The sequence below is a fragment of the Chitinophaga chungangae genome (assembly GCF_017742215.1).
In the GTDB taxonomy this organism is placed as follows: domain Bacteria; phylum Bacteroidota; class Bacteroidia; order Chitinophagales; family Chitinophagaceae; genus Chitinophaga; species Chitinophaga chungangae.
Map to the genome: position 1 here is coordinate 518,037 of NZ_JAGHKP010000001.1, position 18,716 is coordinate 536,752.

16 protein-coding genes are annotated in these 18,716 nt (G+C 52.8%); 12 read left to right on the top strand and 4 right to left on the bottom strand.

The features are described 5' to 3' along the window. Positions 1–60: 60 nt before the first annotated feature. On the top strand, positions 61–1,401 hold the full coding sequence (locus J7I43_RS02365; protein ID WP_209142832.1) for a GH1 family beta-glucosidase: 1,341 nt from the start codon (positions 61–63) through the stop codon (positions 1,399–1,401). An 89-nt stretch (positions 1,402–1,490) separates the two neighbouring features. On the opposite strand, the gene J7I43_RS02370 is transcribed toward J7I43_RS02365, so the two are convergent. Further along, entirely contained in the window at positions 1,491–2,717 is a 1,227-nt protein-coding gene (locus J7I43_RS02370) for a hypothetical protein (RefSeq protein WP_209142834.1), read from the bottom strand. Continuing rightward, positions 2,714–4,015, bottom strand: a complete 1,302-nt coding sequence (locus tag J7I43_RS02375; RefSeq protein ID WP_209142836.1) for a DUF4270 family protein — start codon at positions 4,013–4,015, stop codon at positions 2,714–2,716. The genes J7I43_RS02370 and J7I43_RS02375 overlap by 4 nt, the downstream gene beginning before the upstream one ends. A 282-nt stretch (positions 4,016–4,297) precedes the next feature. On the opposite strand from J7I43_RS02375, the gene J7I43_RS02380 reads away from it, so the two are divergent. The 5 genes from J7I43_RS02380 to J7I43_RS02400 all read left to right on the top strand — a co-directional run bounded on the left by J7I43_RS02380 (position 4,298) and on the right by J7I43_RS02400 (position 8,438). Beyond that, entirely contained in the window at positions 4,298–5,332 is a 1,035-nt protein-coding gene (locus tag J7I43_RS02380) for a Kelch repeat-containing protein (RefSeq protein ID WP_209142838.1), read from the top strand. Positions 5,333–5,382: 50 nt separating this feature from the next. After that, a complete protein-coding gene (locus tag J7I43_RS02385; protein WP_209142840.1) occupies positions 5,383–5,673 on the top strand; it encodes a DUF4907 domain-containing protein in 291 nt (96 codons plus the stop codon). Between the two features lie 85 nt (positions 5,674–5,758). Then, the gene (locus J7I43_RS02390) at positions 5,759–7,081 is read left to right on the top strand and encodes a sensor histidine kinase (RefSeq protein ID WP_209142842.1); all 1,323 of its coding nucleotides are present in this window, start codon (positions 5,759–5,761) and stop codon (positions 7,079–7,081) included. After that, complete coding sequence (locus J7I43_RS02395) at positions 7,056–7,748, top strand: LytR/AlgR family response regulator transcription factor (protein WP_209142844.1); 693 nt, start codon at positions 7,056–7,058, stop codon at positions 7,746–7,748. The genes J7I43_RS02390 and J7I43_RS02395 overlap by 26 nt, the downstream gene beginning before the upstream one ends. Positions 7,749–8,099: 351 nt before the next feature. Continuing rightward, on the top strand, positions 8,100–8,438 hold the full coding sequence (locus J7I43_RS02400) for a hypothetical protein (protein ID WP_209142846.1): 339 nt from the start codon (positions 8,100–8,102) through the stop codon (positions 8,436–8,438). A 247-nt stretch (positions 8,439–8,685) separates the two neighbouring features. Here J7I43_RS02400 and J7I43_RS02405 read toward each other — a convergent pair whose 3' ends face one another. Continuing rightward, positions 8,686–9,813, bottom strand: a complete 1,128-nt coding sequence (locus J7I43_RS02405; protein WP_209142848.1) for a cysteine desulfurase family protein — start codon at positions 9,811–9,813, stop codon at positions 8,686–8,688. A 119-nt stretch (positions 9,814–9,932) separates the two neighbouring features. Further along, positions 9,933–11,315, bottom strand: coding sequence for a phosphoglucosamine mutase (gene glmM / locus J7I43_RS02410; protein WP_209142850.1), 1,383 nt, complete (start codon positions 11,313–11,315; stop codon positions 9,933–9,935). 148 nt (positions 11,316–11,463) lie between these two features. On the opposite strand from glmM, the gene J7I43_RS02415 reads away from it, so the two are divergent. From J7I43_RS02415 to J7I43_RS02440, 6 genes are all read left to right on the top strand, one after another. Continuing rightward, the gene (locus tag J7I43_RS02415) at positions 11,464–13,488 is read left to right on the top strand and encodes an LTA synthase family protein (RefSeq protein WP_209142852.1); all 2,025 of its coding nucleotides are present in this window, start codon (positions 11,464–11,466) and stop codon (positions 13,486–13,488) included. Between the two features lie 13 nt (positions 13,489–13,501). Further along, positions 13,502–14,254, top strand: coding sequence for a class I SAM-dependent methyltransferase (locus J7I43_RS02420; protein ID WP_209142854.1), 753 nt, complete (start codon positions 13,502–13,504; stop codon positions 14,252–14,254). After that, the gene (locus J7I43_RS02425; RefSeq protein WP_209142856.1) at positions 14,251–14,826 is read left to right on the top strand and encodes a phosphatase PAP2 family protein; all 576 of its coding nucleotides are present in this window, start codon (positions 14,251–14,253) and stop codon (positions 14,824–14,826) included. Before J7I43_RS02420 ends, J7I43_RS02425 begins: the two co-directional genes overlap by 4 nt. Further along, positions 14,823–15,560 (top strand): ZIP family metal transporter, encoded by a 738-nt coding sequence (locus tag J7I43_RS02430; RefSeq protein WP_209142858.1) that lies wholly within the window; start codon positions 14,823–14,825, stop codon positions 15,558–15,560. The genes J7I43_RS02425 and J7I43_RS02430 overlap by 4 nt, the downstream gene beginning before the upstream one ends. A gap of 24 nt (positions 15,561–15,584) precedes the next feature. Then, the gene (locus J7I43_RS02435; protein ID WP_209142860.1) at positions 15,585–16,871 is read left to right on the top strand and encodes a hemolysin family protein; all 1,287 of its coding nucleotides are present in this window, start codon (positions 15,585–15,587) and stop codon (positions 16,869–16,871) included. A 229-nt stretch (positions 16,872–17,100) separates the two neighbouring features. Continuing rightward, complete coding sequence (locus J7I43_RS02440; protein WP_236023279.1) at positions 17,101–18,678, top strand: HAL/PAL/TAL family ammonia-lyase; 1,578 nt, start codon at positions 17,101–17,103, stop codon at positions 18,676–18,678. The last annotated feature ends 38 nt before the right edge of the window (positions 18,679–18,716 follow it).

The following is an 18,716-nucleotide window of genomic DNA, read 5'->3' on the forward strand; positions in this document are numbered from 1 at the left end:
TAAATTGTTAAATTGTTTCCGACGGGCCCCAAAAAGCCCATAATCTGTAACTTGCTGCCCATGGCTTTCACGCGAGAAGATTTCGGACCCGGTTTCAAATGGGGGGTGGTGATTTCCGCTTTTCAAAACGAAGGGTCGCACAACGCTCACGGCAAGGGCCTTTCCATCTGGGACGCTTTCCAGGACCGGAAAGGAAAGATCAAAGACAACACGCACGCCCGCATTGCCTGTGATTTTTACAACCGTTACCGGGAAGATATCCTCCTGGCCCGTTCCCTCGGTTTTTCCGTATTCCGTTTCTCCCTTTCCTGGCCCCGCATTCTGCCGCAGGGCACCGGCGTGGTGAACCAGGCCGGCATCGATTTTTACCACCGGGTGATAGACGCCTGCCTGGAAGCCGGCATGGAGCCTTATGTTACGCTCTATCACTGGGACCTTCCGCAGGCGCTCGAGCAAAAGGGCGGATGGTGCCACCGCGGCACCGTTTTCGCATTCGAGGAGTTCGCCAATCTTTGCGCGCGCGCTTACGGGCATAAAGTGAAGAACTGGATCGTGCTCAACGAGCCTTTCGGTTTTACCTCGCTCGGTTATATGCTGGGCGTGCATGCGCCGGGGAAGTTCGGCCTCAGCTATTTTTTTCCCGCCGTGCATCATACCGCGCTGGCGCAGGCCGGCGGCGGAAGGGCGGTGCGCGATGAAATAACCAACGCGCGCATCGGCACCACTTTTTCCTGTTCACAGATCATTCCCTATACCCAAAATGAAAAAGACCAGGCCGCGGCGCACCGGGCAGACGCATTGTTTAACAGGCTGTTTATCGAGCCGGCGCTGGGCCTCGGTTACCCTACGGACGTATTCCCGCTGCTGAAGCGCATCGGCAGGCGTTATGCGCTTTGGCGCGACTGGGAAAAACTGCCTTTTGATTTTGATTTCATCGGTATTCAGAATTATTTCCCGCTGGTGATCCGTTACAACGCTTTTATGCCTTACATCCAGGCTTCGGAAGTAAAACCCGCGCAGCGCCGCGTGCCGCAAACCGCCCTGGGGTGGGAGATCAGCGGGGCGGGCATGTTCAGCATCCTGCAGCAGTTTGCCGCGTACAAGGGCGTTAAGGAAGTTATCGTCACCGAAAGCGGGGCGGCCTTCAAAGACGCGGTGATCGACGGCGCGGTAGACGACGCGGGCCGTACCGCGTATTTCCGGGAATACCTGGAAGGCGTGCTGGCGGCAAAACGTACAGGCGTTCCCGTTAGCGGTTATTTTGCATGGACGCTCACCGATAATTTTGAATGGGCCGAAGGGTTTAATGCACGTTTCGGATTGGTGCATGTAGACCATGATACGCAGGTGCGCACGCTGAAATCGTCCGGCCGGTGGTTCCGCGAGCTGCTGACAAAATAAAACACCGGCGGGCAAAAGAAATCCGTTTTGGGATTAACGTCCGTATAAAGGTTGCTGAGAATCGTATTCCTTTTACCCGCCGGGCTTTTTTATAATTCTTTGCGTTTGAAGAACCAGTTGTCTTTTAAACCGAGATGCAGCACCACGTTAAAATAGTTTTCCGTGATAAGGCCGCTGCCGGCCGTGCCGCGCTGCCCGCCTTCCAGTCCCAGGTAATATCTCAAATGCCCCGTTCTGCTGGGCAGCGAAGCGCCTACCGATAAACCGAAGTCCCTTATCTTTTCCCCTTTCACCTGGATATAACCGGTATGATAGCTCAGGCCCGCCTGAACGGACAGGTGCTCGATACGTTTGTCGAAATAATATTTGTAGAAGGAATATTCCATGCCGCCTGCGAAACGCTGCGAGTTCACGTACCGGAAATCGGTTTTCGTGCGGTTGTTCACGTCTTCCCATTGCTGCCTGCGGTAATCGGCCAGCAGCGTAAGATGTTCGTTGTTCATGGAAAGGCCGAAACCGATCTGCGGGGGGAGGTAATAACTGCCTTTACTGTCTCCGCCGTCGAACAGCACGTTGTCGTTCTCGTCGCGGATGGCCATTTCTGCTTCGCTTTGGAGGCGGGTTTGCCAGCGGTAGGTAGCACCGGCGCCTATTACCCAGTCGCCTGCCGTGCCGGTGTATTGAATGCCTGCGGTAAAATTGAAGGCGCGGTAGAACGAACGTTCTTCCGAACGGATCTCGTTATTGCCAAGGCTGTCTGTAATGGTGATGGGGCCGAAGAGCAATGCGGAAGAAAGACCCGCGTAAAAATTCTTCATCAGCTTCACGCCGTTGGAAAAATATAGCCGGTTGATGCCGCCGCTTCCTTCCACCGCGTTCTGCACTTCCGCGCCGGTGCCCGCGATGCTGGTATTGTTGATCAGCTTGAAGTCTACCCGGCTGTAAGGCATCAACCCGAAACTGAGGCCCCATCGCGGGTTCACTTTAAAGCCCAGTGCAAAACGTTTGAACGAGATATCGCCCGCGCTTTGGTTGACGGTGGAACTGTTGTAGGTAATGCTTTTCGCCGCCACCGAAGCTTCGAAGAAAAACGTCTCCATGGGTATGCGGCCGTAGGACGCGGGGTTCAGCTCGTTCAGGAAATTGCCTGACGGCCGGGCGATGCCTGCGCTGCCGGTACCGAAGTTGCGGCTGTAATCTTTTTCCTCGAGGTCGCCGATGCCGTAAGCGGAATACAGGGAGTTGACGCCTTTCTGCGCCTGTGCCTGCATGCACAGCAATATCATACAGCAGCCGATCGTATAGGTTCGCATCATTCGTATAAGAGGTAATAAATTTTTAATTGCGCGCGGTATTGTTTGCTGCCGCCATCGCCAACCACCAGCCGGTTCAGTTGGGTGTGAAATTCGCTGAAAGGCGCGGCCAGCAATAATCCGCGGTAGTTATATTCATCCGCCGCCATCATCGCGCGGCAATATTCCGTAAGGTCCCAGGAATACTGATTGTTCTCCGGGTACAGTTTATCCGTCACAAGATTTCCATATTGCACGCCGGCGGCGTTGGAGATCGTATCGCCCTGCGTTACGACGTTTTTTTTATCGGCCAGCGTAAGCGTGAGCCTCGGCGGTACCGGATAATTTTTGATGGTGCCGTTATCCGGTTTGATCACCAGTTCCGCCTGCATGATGCGCCCGTAACGCCCCAGTTCTTTCAGCGCGGCGATCGATGGAAAATCGATACGCGTAACAGCGCCGGTCAATGGCTGAATGAAAGTGCGGTTGCCCGTGGTTTCGCCCATAATGCCGTCTGCGCCGGGCGTCAAACCAGCGATGGGCGTGCCGCTGCGGTCGTACGAATAAGAGTTGAACTGCAGCTCGGAAAGGTTCATGTGAAAGTCGATCGTTTTTTCTTCTACCGTTTCTTTCACGATATGATAATGAATGCGCATCACGACGGCCGTATCGTTCATCAGCAGGCGGAAGGCCGCGGAATTGTCCACGCCGCGGATCGTAAGCCCTTTGAAATAGTCGCGCCAGTATTCTTCATTTTTAATATCGTCCGACTTGCTCCGGATCTTTTCGAACAATTCCAGGCCGAACTGCTGGTTCATTCGCAGGTGCACCTTGTTGCCCGACGTAGGCCGGATTCGCTGGGTAACGTCGGCCAGTGGCTGGTCGTTCACGGGAAATTGCTGGTGACTGTAAAATGCATCGTAATCTTTCGGCAGCACCAGCGGGCGGCTGAGCTGGTACACCTGGAAACGTTGCAGGGGAAGCGTGTCCCCGTAATAATGCCCGTCCGGCTGCAGCACGAGCTCTACCGAATCGTAAATGGCTTTGAGGCCGGGATCGGTTTCGGAGGGAAGGCCGAGGCGGAAGGAGGAAGATGAAGTGAATTTACCGAACAAAGGATCGGCATAGCTGCCGACGAGGCCGGTACCGGTGCCGGAAGTACGAATAGAATCCAGCTGCACGGTACGCATCTGCACCTGCAGCGAATCCAGCAGCGAATATTGCAGGCTTCCGCCGTCGTCGATGATATTATCGTAATTGAATCCGCTCTTGTCGCACGCGGCAAGACAGGCCATTGCGGCCAGCACGCTTATCCGCTTCATAAAGCCATGGTTCGTCAGTTGCATAGTTGCGCAATGATAATCAGGTTCGCCTACGCGCTGCCGGATAATATGCGGGCGCCATTTTTTTACCGATCATACCGGGATATTTCCCGGCGAATGCCCTTCCGGGCCTGTTTTATCCCGCTTCCGGGCGAAACGGGGCAAAGCGGCGATTGGCAGATAAAAACAGGTTATTCGTCCGCAAATGAGCGCAGTCCGTCTATTTTAAACTACCTATAACAGTTCCCCGGATAATTTTGGCCGTGTTAAAAAAACTATTGTATGCAGAAAGCAGGAATTTATTGCTGTATACTCGCGGCCATGCTGGCGGGGTGTAACAAAGACGATTCATCGGATGATGAGAACAACGGGAACTGGAAAAAAGGTTACCCGGAATTGTCCGGCGATCAGCGCGCGGAATCGGTGGTATTCGTGATCGGGGATACCGCTTATCTCGGCACGGGCATCAACAGGGACGGCGAATATCTGCGCGACTTCATGAAGTTTACCGCCAACCAGGGCTGGACGCAGATCGCGGACCTGCCTGAAGGCGCGGACGCGCGCAGCGGCGCGGTGGCGTTCGTTGCGGACGGCACGGCGTATGTCGGCACGGGGCAGAACGAAGATGGTTACCGGCTGAACGATTTCTGGGCGTATTCCCCCCTGAAAGGCTACTGGGAAAAAAAGGCGAAGCTGGTTGACCCGGACAATGCGGCGAGGGACCTTTCCCGCAAAGATGCGGTAGCTTTCGCCGTTAAAGGAAAAGGATATGTAGCGACTGGCTGGGAACAGGGCGGGCTGAACGATGTCTGGCAATACGTTCCTGCCGACGACAAATGGTACCGCAGGCGTTCGTTCGAAGGCGCGAAACGGTCTGAAGCCGTGGCGTTCGTGATACAGGACATCGCTTACTTGGCCACCGGCGTGAACAACAGCGAGAACAAAGTTGATTTCTGGATGTACAAAGCCGATGAAGACGACTGGGTGCAGCTGCGCGACATCGCCAATACGAACGATGAAGAGGATTACGACAACGATTACGACATTGCGTGCAGCAATGCGGCGGTGGCGGTGAAAAACAACAAAGCCTACATCAGCACCGGCACCAAAGGCGGCATTTCAAAACAAACCTGGGAGTACAACCCGGTAACCGACATGTGGGCGCAGAAGCGGGAATTTGAAGGCGCGGCGCGCACCGGCGCGGTCGCATTTACGTTGGGCAACGTGATCTATTTGTCCACCGGCCGCAGCAGCGGCAGCTATTTCGACGATACGTACAGCTTCGATCCGGACGCGACCTACGACGAAAAGGATTAACAGTTGCATGCAGAACGGAAGCGTCAAAAAACCTGCAGCAAACAATATTCATGAGGAAACTATGCAAGTTATCCGCGGTACTGTGTTTGCTGGCCTGCCGCCAGCAGCCGGTGCTGCGGCTGACCACCGAAAAAACAGTGAACGGCTGGGCTTACAGGATCACGCATAAAGGGAAACCGCTGATCTACCAGGAAAACATTCCCGCCATTCCGGGCCTTCACCCGTTCAAAAGCCGCAACGACGCACAGCGCACGGGTGAACTGGTATTAAACAAACTGGAGAACCATGCGCATCCCGCGCTTAGCATAAGAGAGATAGACAGTCTGCAGCTCACACGGTAACTTTAACACTTGCTTAAGAGTTCGGCCGGCTCTTTTAACACTTGCTTAAGTTTATGAAGGGTAAGTTTACGGCCGATTCACGCCTATGATCAGTATCAGGAATATTTTCAGGAACAAACTAGTGCTTGTGGCCGCTCACGTGGCGGCGTGGCTGTGTCTTTTCCTGTTTCCTTTTTTTGTGTACCGCATCAGGGTGGAAGATCATTCCTTTTATGTGAAGGAGGTGATCAATACATTGTTCATCATCGGACTTTTTTACCTGAACATCTATGTGTTGATACCACGGTTTTTTACGTTGAAGAAGATCGGGATCTACATTGGTTTTGTGCTGTTGTCGTTGTTGTTCATCGGCGTGCAGCAGGCGCTGGTGGAATACCAGTTCATGAAACGGATGATCGCCTACAGGATGGGCAACACGGTGGAGCTGTCCACGCCGCCTGGCATGCTGTTGCCGGCGCGGGGCAAGGTGATGATCGCGGGAGGAGGAATTATTGACGAAGGCGGGCCGGCGCTGCATATTGCGTACGCTTCGCCGGGATGGCGGAAACATGCGCTGATCAACGATTACCGCAGCGCGCGGCCGGTGATCATTGGCATGAAGTTCGATTCCGCGCGATTGGCGGATACTGCAAGCCTGGCGCCAGCATTGCCTTTCGGCGACACGATGTTCATCCGGCATTTCTTTTTCCCGGAAGTGTTCCGCAAAAGCGCCACGTTCACCCTGCTGATGCTGTTTATGAGCGGCTTTATCAAAATAGGGCTGGAATGGTTCAAAAGCGAAAAACAGCGCGAGCAATTGAAGCTCGCCAATCTCAACGCGGAATTGAAATTCCTGAAGTCGCAGATCAACCCGCATTTTTTATTTAACAGCCTGAATACGATCTATTCCCTTGCCCACCGCAGTTCTCCGGAAACGGAGCATGCGCTGGTGAAGCTGTCCAACATCCTCCGGTATATGATCTACCAGAGCAACGAAGACAAGGTGCAGCTGGGCAGCGAACTGCGGTATTTGCAGGATTATATCGACATACAACGTTTGCGCATGACGCGCAACATACCCGTTGAGTTCAGCCAGGAAGGCGATACCGCGGGTCTCGAAATAGCGCCGATGCTGCTGATCCCGTTCGTGGAAAATGCGTTCAAACACGGGATCAGCTATAAGGAAGAATCGTTCATCAACATCCGGCTGCATGTGGAGCCGGGCGGCATTGTACACCTGGTGGTGCGCAACCGCCTGTTCAAACAGCGTGTGGCGGAAAAAGGCGGAGTAGGTTTGAATAATGCGCTCAAACGGTTGAGCTTGCTATACCATGATGCACATACCATAACTGTCCGCGAGCACGGAGATGAATATATTGCTGACCTTAAAATTGCATTGAAACATGATGAAGTGTTTAGCGCTGGATGACGAGCCGCTGGCCCTGGAGATCATCGCCGACTTTGCCGCGAAGGCGCCTGTGCCCATGCAGCTGAAAACTTTCGAGAACGCCGCGCTCGCCCTCCGGTATTTGCAGGAAGAGCCGGTGGACCTGATCTTTCTCGATATCAAAATGCCGGACATTACGGGCATACAATTTCTTAAATCGCTGAAACAGCCGCCGATGGTGATCTTCACGACAGCGTACGAAGAGTATGCGCTGGACGGTTTCGAGCTGAACGTGGTGGATTACCTGCTGAAACCGATCCCTTTCGAACGGTTCATGAAAGCGGTGATACGTGCGCAGGAACATCTCAGCGTAACGCAGCCCCGCACGGCAGAAACGGATTACATCTTCGTGAAAACGGAATACAAGATCATCAAGATCAACATCGAGGATATTTTGTATATCGAAGCGTTAAAAGATTATATCAAGATCTACACCGCGCATCAGCCGGTACTTACGCTCAAAAGCCTGAAGTCGTTCGAAAGCCGTCTGCCCAAAGACAAGTTCATGCGCGTGCACCGCAGCTACCTGGTAGCGATGAACAAGATCAATTCCGTGGAACGCAATACGGTCATGATTGCCAATCAATCCATCCCGATCAGCGAAGGTTACCGCGACAGGTTTTATGATGTGATCACGCGGTATTCATGATGAGCGTAACAGCCATTGGAAAAACAAATATGTGAAAATGCGATCACCCTTGTTTGTGGTTTTGCTGTCTTAATAGATAGAAAAACCGCATACACTTATGACATCATTTTACGACCTTAACTACATCATTGAGCTCAATGAGAAAAGATTGGAGCAGTACGATGCTGCTTACCAGAAAATTGTAAACCAGTTTACGATTTTACTTGTTATTTATTCTGCTTTTGCATTTTTTTAATTCCTGTTATTGAAGCGTTGTATTCGTCGGACGTCGGCTTTCACTGGCTTTATCGTGCGTCGCTTTACGTCTGCCTGTTTTTTGTAGGTTATTCGTTGTTTTACACCATTAAATTTTTGATACCTAAGGATGTTAGTCACCTTTTAGCGCCGCTGGAATATTATGAGATACATCGGGTGAAATACGAAAGTGAGACAAATGATAGGCATGAAGTAGATGTGCTATTGAAAGCTGCTTACATCGACGAACTGGAATCGGCAGTAAAGACCAATAAGCTAAATGTAACAAGGAAGATAAAATTCTATCGTAAGGCCTTTACCCTTGCAATGTGGGCAATCATTCCATACTTGATATGCGTGGGATTTTATGTTTGCATGAAGCAAGATGGCATTTATAAGGTAGAGATCATCAATAAATTCATTAACTTTATTAAAACAAATGACGATGGAGAATAATAATTGTAATTTGCAAGAAGCGGAATCATCGAAATTTACCCGTTTACCCGGGGTAAATAGATTGGTAAAAGCTCCCGGGCGTTTTGTTGTCCAGGATGGCTTTTATCTCGACTTCCACAAAGATATCTGGAACGGAATAAAAAAGATTTTACATAAAATAGGCGTCTTGTAAGACGCCTTTCTTTTTAACCCCAATAAAAAACCGCCCCGGAAATCCGGAGCGGTCAAAAAAATCTCACTCAAAATATCAGATCAGCTCTTTCAGCTTTTCCACCACCTTGTCCACCTCTTTTTTCGTATTATGCCTGGAGAAAGAAAATCTCACGGCCACCCTGTTCGGATCGTTGTTGATGGCGCGGATCACGTGCGAGCCGGCGTCTGCACCGGAAGTACAGGCACTGCCGCCTGACGCGCAGATGCCGTTGATGTCCAGGTTGAACAGCAACATTTCGCTTTTCTCCGATTTGGGGAATGAAACGTTGAGCACGGTGTAAAGGCTGCGGCCGCGGAGGTCGCCGTTAAAACCGACGGCGGGGATGTGCTGCTGCAGCTGGTCTGCCATGTACAGGCGGAGGTCGTTGATATATTGACTGTGTTCTTCGTAATGTTCGGTGGCCAGTTCAAGCGCTTTGGCGAACCCTACGATGCCATACAGGTTCTCCGTGCCGGCGCGCATGTTCCTTTCCTGCGATCCCCCCTGGATGTAAGGGGTGATCTTCACGTTTTCGTTGATGTACAGAATGCCGACGCCTTTCGGGCCATGGAACTTATGCCCGGCGCCGTTAACGAAATGCACGGGCGTGTTGCGCAGGTCGAAAGGGTAGTGGCCTACGGTCTGCACCGTATCTGAATGGAAAATGGCGTCGTATTCCTTGCAGAGATTGCCAACGGCATGAAGATCCAGCAGGTTGCCGATCTCGTTGTTGGCGTGCATAAGGCTCACGAGGCTTCTTTCTTTGGAGCCGGCCAGCAGCGCGCGCAGGTCGTCCATGTCCACATGCCCGTCCGGCAGCAGTTTTACCCAGGACACTTTCACGTCTTCCTTATGACCGGCATGCTCTACCGTATGCAGGGTAGCGTGGTGCTCGATAGGGGAAGAAATGATGTGACGGCAGCCCAGGTCGCGGATAGCTGCGGTGATGGCCGTATTGCTGCTTTCCGTTCCGCCGGAGGTGAAAAATATCTCACCGGGATGGGCGTTGAGGATCTTCGCGACGGTTTTGCGGGCGTTTTCGATCCCCAGGCGCGATTCGCGGCCGTAGGAGTAAATGGAGGACGGGTTGCCGAACTTTTCGGTCATATAAGGCAGCATGGTATCCAATACTGCCTTGTCAAGCGCCGTAGTGGCGGCATTGTCGAAGTAGATCCTTTCCAATTTCTTGCGGTGGTTTGGTTTTTGACTAAAAGCGCCACAAATTTAAGGAATTAGCCATAAACAAAAACGGATGGCGGTGTATTCCGCCATCCGTTTTTGTATATTTAAGTCTATAGGAATTATATAAATTCCTTAATGTCCTGCATGATCTTGCGGGCGATATTGTCCGCGGTGGTCTCGTTCTGGCTCTCGGCATAGATACGGATGATGGGCTCCGTATTGGATGTGCGCAGGTGCACCCAGTCTTTGTCGAACTCGATCTTCAGGCCGTCTTCGGTGTTCTGGGGCTGGTTTTTATATTTCCCTTTGATCTTTTCGAAGATCTCTTTCACGTCGATCCCTTTGTCCAGCTCGATCTTGTTCTTGGAAATGAAATAATCGGGGTAGGAATTGCGCAGGGCTTTCATTTTTTTCTTGCTTTGGGCAAGGTGGCTCAGGAACAGGCCGATGCCGATGAGGGCGTCGCGGCCGTAATGCAGGTCCGGAACAATGATGCCTCCGTTGCCTTCGCCGCCGATCACCGCGTTCACGGCTTTCATGCGGTTCACCACGTTCACTTCGCCAACGGCTGAAGGATGGTATTCACCGCCGTTTTTGAGGGTGATGTCCTTCAACGCCTGGGTAGAGCTAAGATTGCTCACGGTGTTGCCTTTCCTGTGTTTAAGCACATAATCGGCCACCGCCACCAGTGTGTATTCCTCGCCGAACATGCTGCCGTCTTCACATACAAAACAAAGACGGTCCACATCAGGGTCTACGGCAATGCCGAAGTCCGCCTGCGATTTGTTCACCTCGTTGGAAAGCGCGGTCAGATTTTCGGGGAGAGGCTCGGGGTTATGGGAGAATTTGCCGTTCACTTCGCCGAACAGCACGGTCACTTCTTCCACGCCAAGGGCTTTCAGCAGGGCAGGCACGTAAATGGCGCCGGTGGAATTCACCGCGTCCACCACTACCCTGAAATTTGCGGCTTTGATGGCTGCAACGTCTACCAGCGGGTAGTTCACAACCAGGTCCACGTGTTTCTGCAGGTAAGAATCGTCCGTCCGGTAAGTGCCCAGTTTGTTCACGTCCGCAAACACAAAGTCTTCTTTGGCCGCGATGTCCAGCACTTCCGCGCCGTCTGCACCGGAAATGAACTCGCCTTTGGCGTTCAGCAGCTTCAGCGCGTTCCATTCCCTGGGGTTATGGCTGGCGGTGAGAATGATGCCGCCGGCGGCCTGTTCCATCGTAACGGCGATCTCCACCGTGGGAGTGGTGCTGAGGTCCAGGTCCACCACGTCGATACCCAAACCGTTCAGGGTAGATACCACGAGATTTTTGACCATTTCCCCGGAAATACGCCCGTCCCGCCCGATCACTACCTTTTTGTTCTCGGCATTTTGCCGCAGCAGCCAGGTGCCGTAAGCGGCGGTGAATTTCACAACATCAAGGGGGGAAAGGCCTTCTCCCGGCTTGCCGCCGATCGTGCCACGAATGCCCGAAATTGATTTAATCAGTGCCACAATTATGGATTTTTTTTTGGACAGCAAAGATAGGCGATTAGAACTTTATCCGGCCTGTTAATTTGCCATGAACAAAGCATTAAATACTTGTTACCGCATTTAGGCTATATTTGCAGCTACGTATAAAATTTAACGAGAATATAATATAATGATTCATCTTTGGTCGCGTATACCCAGGTATATCCGGTATATTTTCATACAAACCCTGTACCTGTTCGTATTCCTGGTTTTCTGGCGCGTGATCTTCTACTGCTTCTTTTTCACCAGCACCATTCACGACACTTCCGTGATCCTGAAAGCATGGGGCCTGGGGTTGAGGTTCGACCTGCGGCTTGCCCTCCTGCTCATGATCCCCGTCGGGCTTATCGCCGTGATCGCCCGGGACCGCCTTTTCGGCCATCGTGCGCTCCGCCGCGGCATTTACACGTATTTTTTCCTGCTATACCTCGTAGTTACCTTCTTTTATGTGATCGACCTGGGCCATTACAGCTACCTCGGCATCCGCGTCGAGCCTTCCGTGACGCGTTTCCTGGCGGCTGGCGAAAGGGCCACCAACGCCCGGATGCTGTGGGAAAGTTACCCTGTTGTGTGGGGATTGCTGGGCGTGCTGCTGCTGCTGGTGCTGCTTAATTGGAGCTGCCAGGTGATTTTCCGCCGCTATGCCGGCAAAGAGGGCGTCCCGCTGCGCCCGCGCAGCTACGCGGCCTGGATAGTGGCGCTGGTGCTGATTTTTGCCGCGGGCATTTACGGCAACGTCGCCTATTTCCCCCTGCGCTGGAGCCAGGCCATGTTCACGAGAGACAATGGCATCACCAGTCTCGCCCTCAACCCCGTGACCTATTTCATCAATAATTTTTCGGTAAAAGACGATACGTTCGACAAAACAAAGACCCGCCAGTATTACGCACCTATCGCCGAATACCTGGGGGTAGACCATCCGGACGCAGAAAAGCTCAGTTACGCCCGCAGCTTCGCGGCAGACAGCTCGAAGCCGCGCCAGAACGTGATCGTCGTGATGCTCGAATCGGGCGGGGCGGCCATGATGAGCATGTTCAACAATCCCATGCAGGCCACGCCCAACCTGCAAAAGCTGGCTGGCGAAGGGCTGCTGTTCACCGACTTCCACGTACCGGCCATGAGCACCGCCCGCACCGTGTTCGGCGTAACCACCGGCCTGCCCGACGTATGCAAGTTCAAAACCGCCAGCCGCCACCCCGGGATCGTAGACCAGCGCGTGATCCTCGACCAGTTCGAGGGCTATGAAAAATATTACCTGCTCGGCGGCAATACCAACTGGGCCAACATCCGCGCCGTGTTCACCAATAACGTGGACGGCATCAAAATTTACGAAGAAGGGTATTTCAAGGCGCCGAAGGCAGACGTGTGGGGCGTTTCAGACTTCGACCTCATCACCGAGGCGGACGAGATCTTCAAAGCCGCGCACGACCGCAAACAGCCGTTCATCGCCTACCTGCAAACGGCGGACAATCACGAGCCTTACACCACCACCGCCGGCAAAGGCGATTTTAAAAAGGTGACGGAGAAAGACATCGACATGGAAGCGTTCAAAAAAAGCGGGTTCCTGTCTGTAGACCAGCTCAACGCCCTGCGGTACATGGACTACAACATCGGTTACCTGATGGAAAAGGCCGCGCAGAGCGGTTACCTGGACAATACCATTTTCGTGTTCTTCGGCGATCACAGCGCGCGGCTGAACCCATTCAAACATATGCCGCTGCCGGAATACGAGATGGGCACTTTTGTGGATCACGTGCCCTGCATCATTTACAACCCGAAGCTGCTGAAGCCGCAGAAGATAGACCGGATGGGCAGTTTGCTGGACGTATACCCCACCGTGGCGAAGCTGGCCGGCATCCCGTTCACCAATTACACGATGGGCGTGGATATGCTGGACACCACTTTCCAGGGAGAGCGGTACGCCTTTATCACCTACACCCGCAACCTGCAATCGTTTTACGCATTGCAGGGCCGGCAGTATCTTTGCGAGATCGGGCTGGAATCGGGGGATATGAAGTTGTACGACCTGAAAGCCGATCCGTTCAGGGATGTAAAGGAAAAAGAACCGGAAATTGCGGCACGCCTGGATAAATTAACGCGGGGTTTTTACGAAAGCTCCCGATATTTGATGTTTAACAACAAGAAACCGAGATAACACAGCGCAGAGAATGGAAGTTCCGAAACAATGGTTCAAAGACTGGTTCAATTCACCTTATTATCACCTGCTGTACAGCAACAGGGATGAAAGGGAAGCGTCTTCCTTTATCGACAAGCTGGTAGGCTACCTCCGCCCTGCGCCCGGCGCGCTGATGCTCGACGTGGCCTGCGGCAAGGGCCGGCACGCCAAATACCTGGCCGACAAAGGGTTCAACGTAACCGGCATCGACCTTTCGGAGGAAAGCATTGCGGCTGCCCGGAAGCTGGAGAACGACCACCTGAGTTTTTTCCAGCACGATATGCGGCTGCCGTTCCGGATCAATTATTTCGACGTGGTGTTCAACTTCTTCACGAGTTTCGGCTATTTCGAGACCCGCCATGAGAACGACAATGCGCTGCGCACGCTGGCCAATTCGCTGAAGCCCGGCGGCAGGCTGGTGCTGGATTACCTCAACAGCGCCTACGTGGCCGCCCACCTGGTGACAGACGAAGTGAAAGAGCTGGGCGACGTGGTGTTCGACATTCACCGGGAAACGGAAGGCGGCAAATTCCTTAAAAAGATCCACATCCTCGATAAAAAACAACTGCTCCGCGCCACTTTTGCCGAAAGCGTCAGCGCTTTCCGCAAAAAGGATTTCGAAGAAATGTTCGCGCTGCAGGGCCTGCAAATCACCGATGTGTTCGGCGATTATCATTTTAATATCTTCGATGAGGAGCACTCCCCGAGGCTCATTCTCATTGCGCAAAAACCGATTGGCCGATGAATAACCTGCTTACCTGGGACCTGAAGGCGTTTTTTTACATCAACAACAAATGGACGAACGGGTTCTTCGATTTCCTGCTGCCCTGGCTGCGCGAACCGTATATCTGGGCGCCGCTGTACCTGTTCCTGCTCGTTTTTGTGACGTATAATTTCCGCTGGAGGGGCTTTTTCTGGATCGTGTTTTTCATCATCACCTTCGCGATCACGGACCAGTCCAGCATGTTTTTTAAAAACCTGGTGGGCCGCCTGCGCCCGGGCAACGACCCGGTGATAGCGCCCTACGTGCGGGTGCTGGTGGAATATTACCCGCGAAGCGGCAGCTTCACCTCCTCGCATGCCGCCAACCATTTCGGGCTGGCGATGTTTTCTTTTATAACTTTAAAACCGCAGATAGGGAAGTGGGCCTGGCTTTTTTTCGTGTGGGCGGCCGTGATATGTTACTCACAGGTGTACGTAGGCGTGCATTACCCGCTTGACATCGCGGGAGGCGCATTGCTGGGCATGCTGGCCGGCCTGCTTAGCGGCGGATTTTTTCAACGAAGGATCAGACTGGAGCTGGAACAGACAACATGAACCTCACATACCTTATATTGATACTGGCCGCCACCATCGGCGGGGGTATGATCCCCATGCTTTTCAAACGGGTGCACCCCAACCTGCCGATCTACCTGCTGGCATTTACGGGCGCTTTCCTGTTCGGGATCACCATTATGCACCTCCTTCCCGAAGTGTACCACGAATTGGGGCACTCCGCGGGTATTTATATCGTTCTCGGCTTCTTTTTACAGGTTTTCCTCCAGCAGCTGAGCCATGGCATGGAGCACGGGCATACCCATCTGCCCGCCGCCGCCGGCAATCACCATCATGTGGCGGTGCTGCCGCTGCTCGTGGGCCTGTCTATCCACGCTTTTATGGAAGGCATCCCGCTGGGGTTCCATTATGAGGACCAGTCCGCCCTGCCTTCGCTGATGCTGGGCGTAATGGCGCATAAAGTGCCGGAAGCGCTTACGCTCATCACTGTGATGATACACGCGCACCAGTCGAAAACGCAGTTGTGGAGGATCTTAATCATTTTTTCACTGATCACTCCTTTATCCGCTATACTTGCCGCGCAGCTGGGCAGGGAATTTGAAGTTGTCACCCATTCCCTCGTTTACCTCGTGGCGCTGGTGGTAGGCGCGTTCCTGCATATTTCCACCACTATCTTTTACGAAAGCGGGACCAAACATCATGAACTGAGCCGCAAGAAGGTGCTGGCGATCGCTGCCGGCATTGCTTTAGCTTTTGTTACACTGATATTTGAATAATTAATTATTTTTAGGCTTAATATTATGGAAGTCGTCATTATCCTCGTCCTCATTTTGGTCAACGGTATCTTCTCTATGGCGGAGATAGCCCTGGTTTCCGCACGAAAAGTGCGTCTTGAGAATGCAGCCAGGCAAGGGGACGAAAAAGCCAAAGCCGCTCTTAAATTATCCAATAACCCGGATACGTTCCTGTCTACCGTGCAGATCGGCATTACGCTGATCGGTATTTTGACCGGTTTGTACTCCGGCGAACAGCTGAAAGAGGACGTAAAGCTCTATTTCATGCAGTGGCCGCTGCTGGCCCCTTATGCCAACGGCATCGCCACGACGGTGCTCGTTATCGGCGTTACCTACTTCACCCTCGTGCTCGGTGAGCTGCTGCCCAAAAGGATCGGGCTGGCCAACCCCGAAACCATCGCGAAAGCCGTGGCCAAGCCGATGTACTTCATTTCCCGCCTCACTTTTCCCTTCGTTTGGCTGCTGAGCCGCTCCACCAGCCTGCTGGTGAAGGTGATCGGCCTCAAACGATCGTCAGACAGCAATGTGACGGAAGAAGAGATCAAAGCCATCATTTCCGAAGGCACCTCCTCCGGCGCCATCGAAGAAACCGAGCAGGAGATCATCGAGCGCGTGTTCCACCTCGGCGACCGCAACATCACCTCCCTCATGACCCACCGCACGGACATCATCTGGCTGGACGTGCATGAAGAAGGCGAAAGCTACAAACGCAAGATCAGAACCTCCCCGCACTCCGTTTACCCCGTTTGCGACGGACAGATAGACCATATCAAGGGCATTCTCACCATCAAAGACCTATATGCCGCCGGCAACGTGGCCGTACTGAAGGACGTGATGAAAAAACCCCTGTTCATCCCCGACAACAATACCGCTTACCAGGTGCTCGAAAAGTTCAAGGAAACCCAGATCCACGCCGCGTTTATCGTGGACGAGTACGGCACTTTCCTGGGCATGATCACCCTGAACGACATCCTGGAGGCCATTGTGGGCGATATGCCCGAAACCGGCCAGGACGATTACAACATGGTGAAACGCGAAGACGGCTCCTATCTCATTGACGCCCAGATACCTTTCTATGATTTTCTCAGCGAGTTCGACATGGAAGACCTCATGGCCGAATTCGAGCAGGAATTCGATACGCTGGCCGGCTTTATCCTCCACCACCTGGAACACATACCCCAGACAGGCGAGAAACTGGAATGGAGGGATTTTACCTTTGAAATCGTAGACATGGACGCCCACCGCATTGATAAAATATTAGTGACGCCCCCTGAAAATATAGCGGAAGAGTAATACATTTACATCAGAAAACGCTGTCCGGCAGCGGTTTCAGGTGTAAAAAGCGGACTATTTCCCGAATGGACAGAAACCTGCAACAGCGGTACAACTAGTTGAATGCCAAGCCGGTAACAGGAAAGTTATCAGTGATGAAAATTTTATAGGGGGATATTAAAAAAAATCCGTCTTTATACTATTTTTGAGCACTTTTTTACATAAACATTTAATTTAATTTAATAAGATAATGGTCGTACTTGGAAGTAAGGTGCTTTCTTTGGAAGAGGTGCATAGAGTACTGTTTGGAGGGGAAGAGCTGGTGTTGGACGAGGCTGCCGTAAAAAATGTGAATGACAACTTTGAGTTCCTCGAAAAATTCTCATCAAAAAAGCTCATTTACGGTATAAACACCGGTTTTGGCCCGATGGCGCAATACCGCATCCCCGAAGAGGACACTTTCCAGCTGCAATACAACCTCATCCGCAGTCATAGCTCCGGCGCCGGCAAATGCCTCGCGCCCGTGCTCACCAAAAGCCTGATGATCGCGCGCCTCAGCAGTTTCATGCAGGGCTTTTCCGGCATTCATCCCGAACTGGTGCACCTCCTGCGCGACATGATCAATCACAACATTTACCCCTGCATATACGAGCACGGCGGCGTAGGGGCCAGCGGCGACCTCGTGCAGCTCGCGCATCTCGCGCACGCGCTGATCGGGGAAGGGAACGTGCTGTACGAAGACGAGATCCACCCTGCCGCGGTAGTGTTCGCGCGGCTCGGCCTCAAACCGCTGGACGTGCATATCCGCGAAGGCCTCGCCGTGATCAACGGCACTTCCGCCATGACCGGCATTGCACTGGTGAACATCATCGAAGCGCGCAAACTGCTGCTCTGGAGCTGCAGCCTCAGCGCCATGATCAACGAAGTGGTGGAAGCGTTCGACGATCATCTCAGTTACGAGCTGAACGCTGTGAAACGCCATAACGGGCAGAACAAAGTGGCCGAAATGATGCGCGGCATGCTGAAAGGCAGCAAAATGATCCGCCACAGGCCCGATCACCTTTACAAGGAACTGGAAGAAGAGATCTTCAAAGACAAGGTGCAGGAATATTATTCGCTCCGATGTGTGCCACAGATACTCGGGCCGATTTTCGATACGCTGGTACATGCGGAAAATATCGTAGTGGGCGAGCTCAATTCCGTGAGCGACAACCCGGTGGTTGACCATCGCCAGCAGAACGTTTTCCACGGCGGAAACTTCCACGGGGATTATATCGCACTGGAAATGGACAAGGTGAAGATCGCCATGACCAAACTTTCCATGCTGAGCGAACGCCAGCTGAACTACCTGCTGAACGATAAGCTGAACCACAAGTTCCCGCCGTTCATGAACCTCGGCAAACTCGGGTTTAATTTCGGCATGCAGGGCGTACAGTTCACCGCAACCTCTACCGTGGCGGAAAACCAGACGCTCAGTTTCCCGATGTACATCCACAGCATCCCCAACAACAACGATAACCAGGACATCGTGAGCATGGGCTGCAACGCGGCGCAGATGACCTACAAAGTGATCGAGAATACCTTCGAGGTGCTGACGGTGCAGGTGATGACCCTGCTCCAGGCAGTGGATTACCTGGGCTGCCAGGACCGCCTCGCGGGTTTTTCCTACAAGATCTACCAGGACGTGAGAGCTATTTTCCCTAAATTTATCGAAGACGCTCCCCGCTACAACGACGTGCAGAAGATCAAAGCCTACCTGATGCGCCACGAGCCTTCGCTGAACGAGCCCGCCGTGGAGAAAAAACAAAAATCATCATCCGTACGGTAACAGCAGGGGATAAACGACTAACTATAAAAGACAAATAA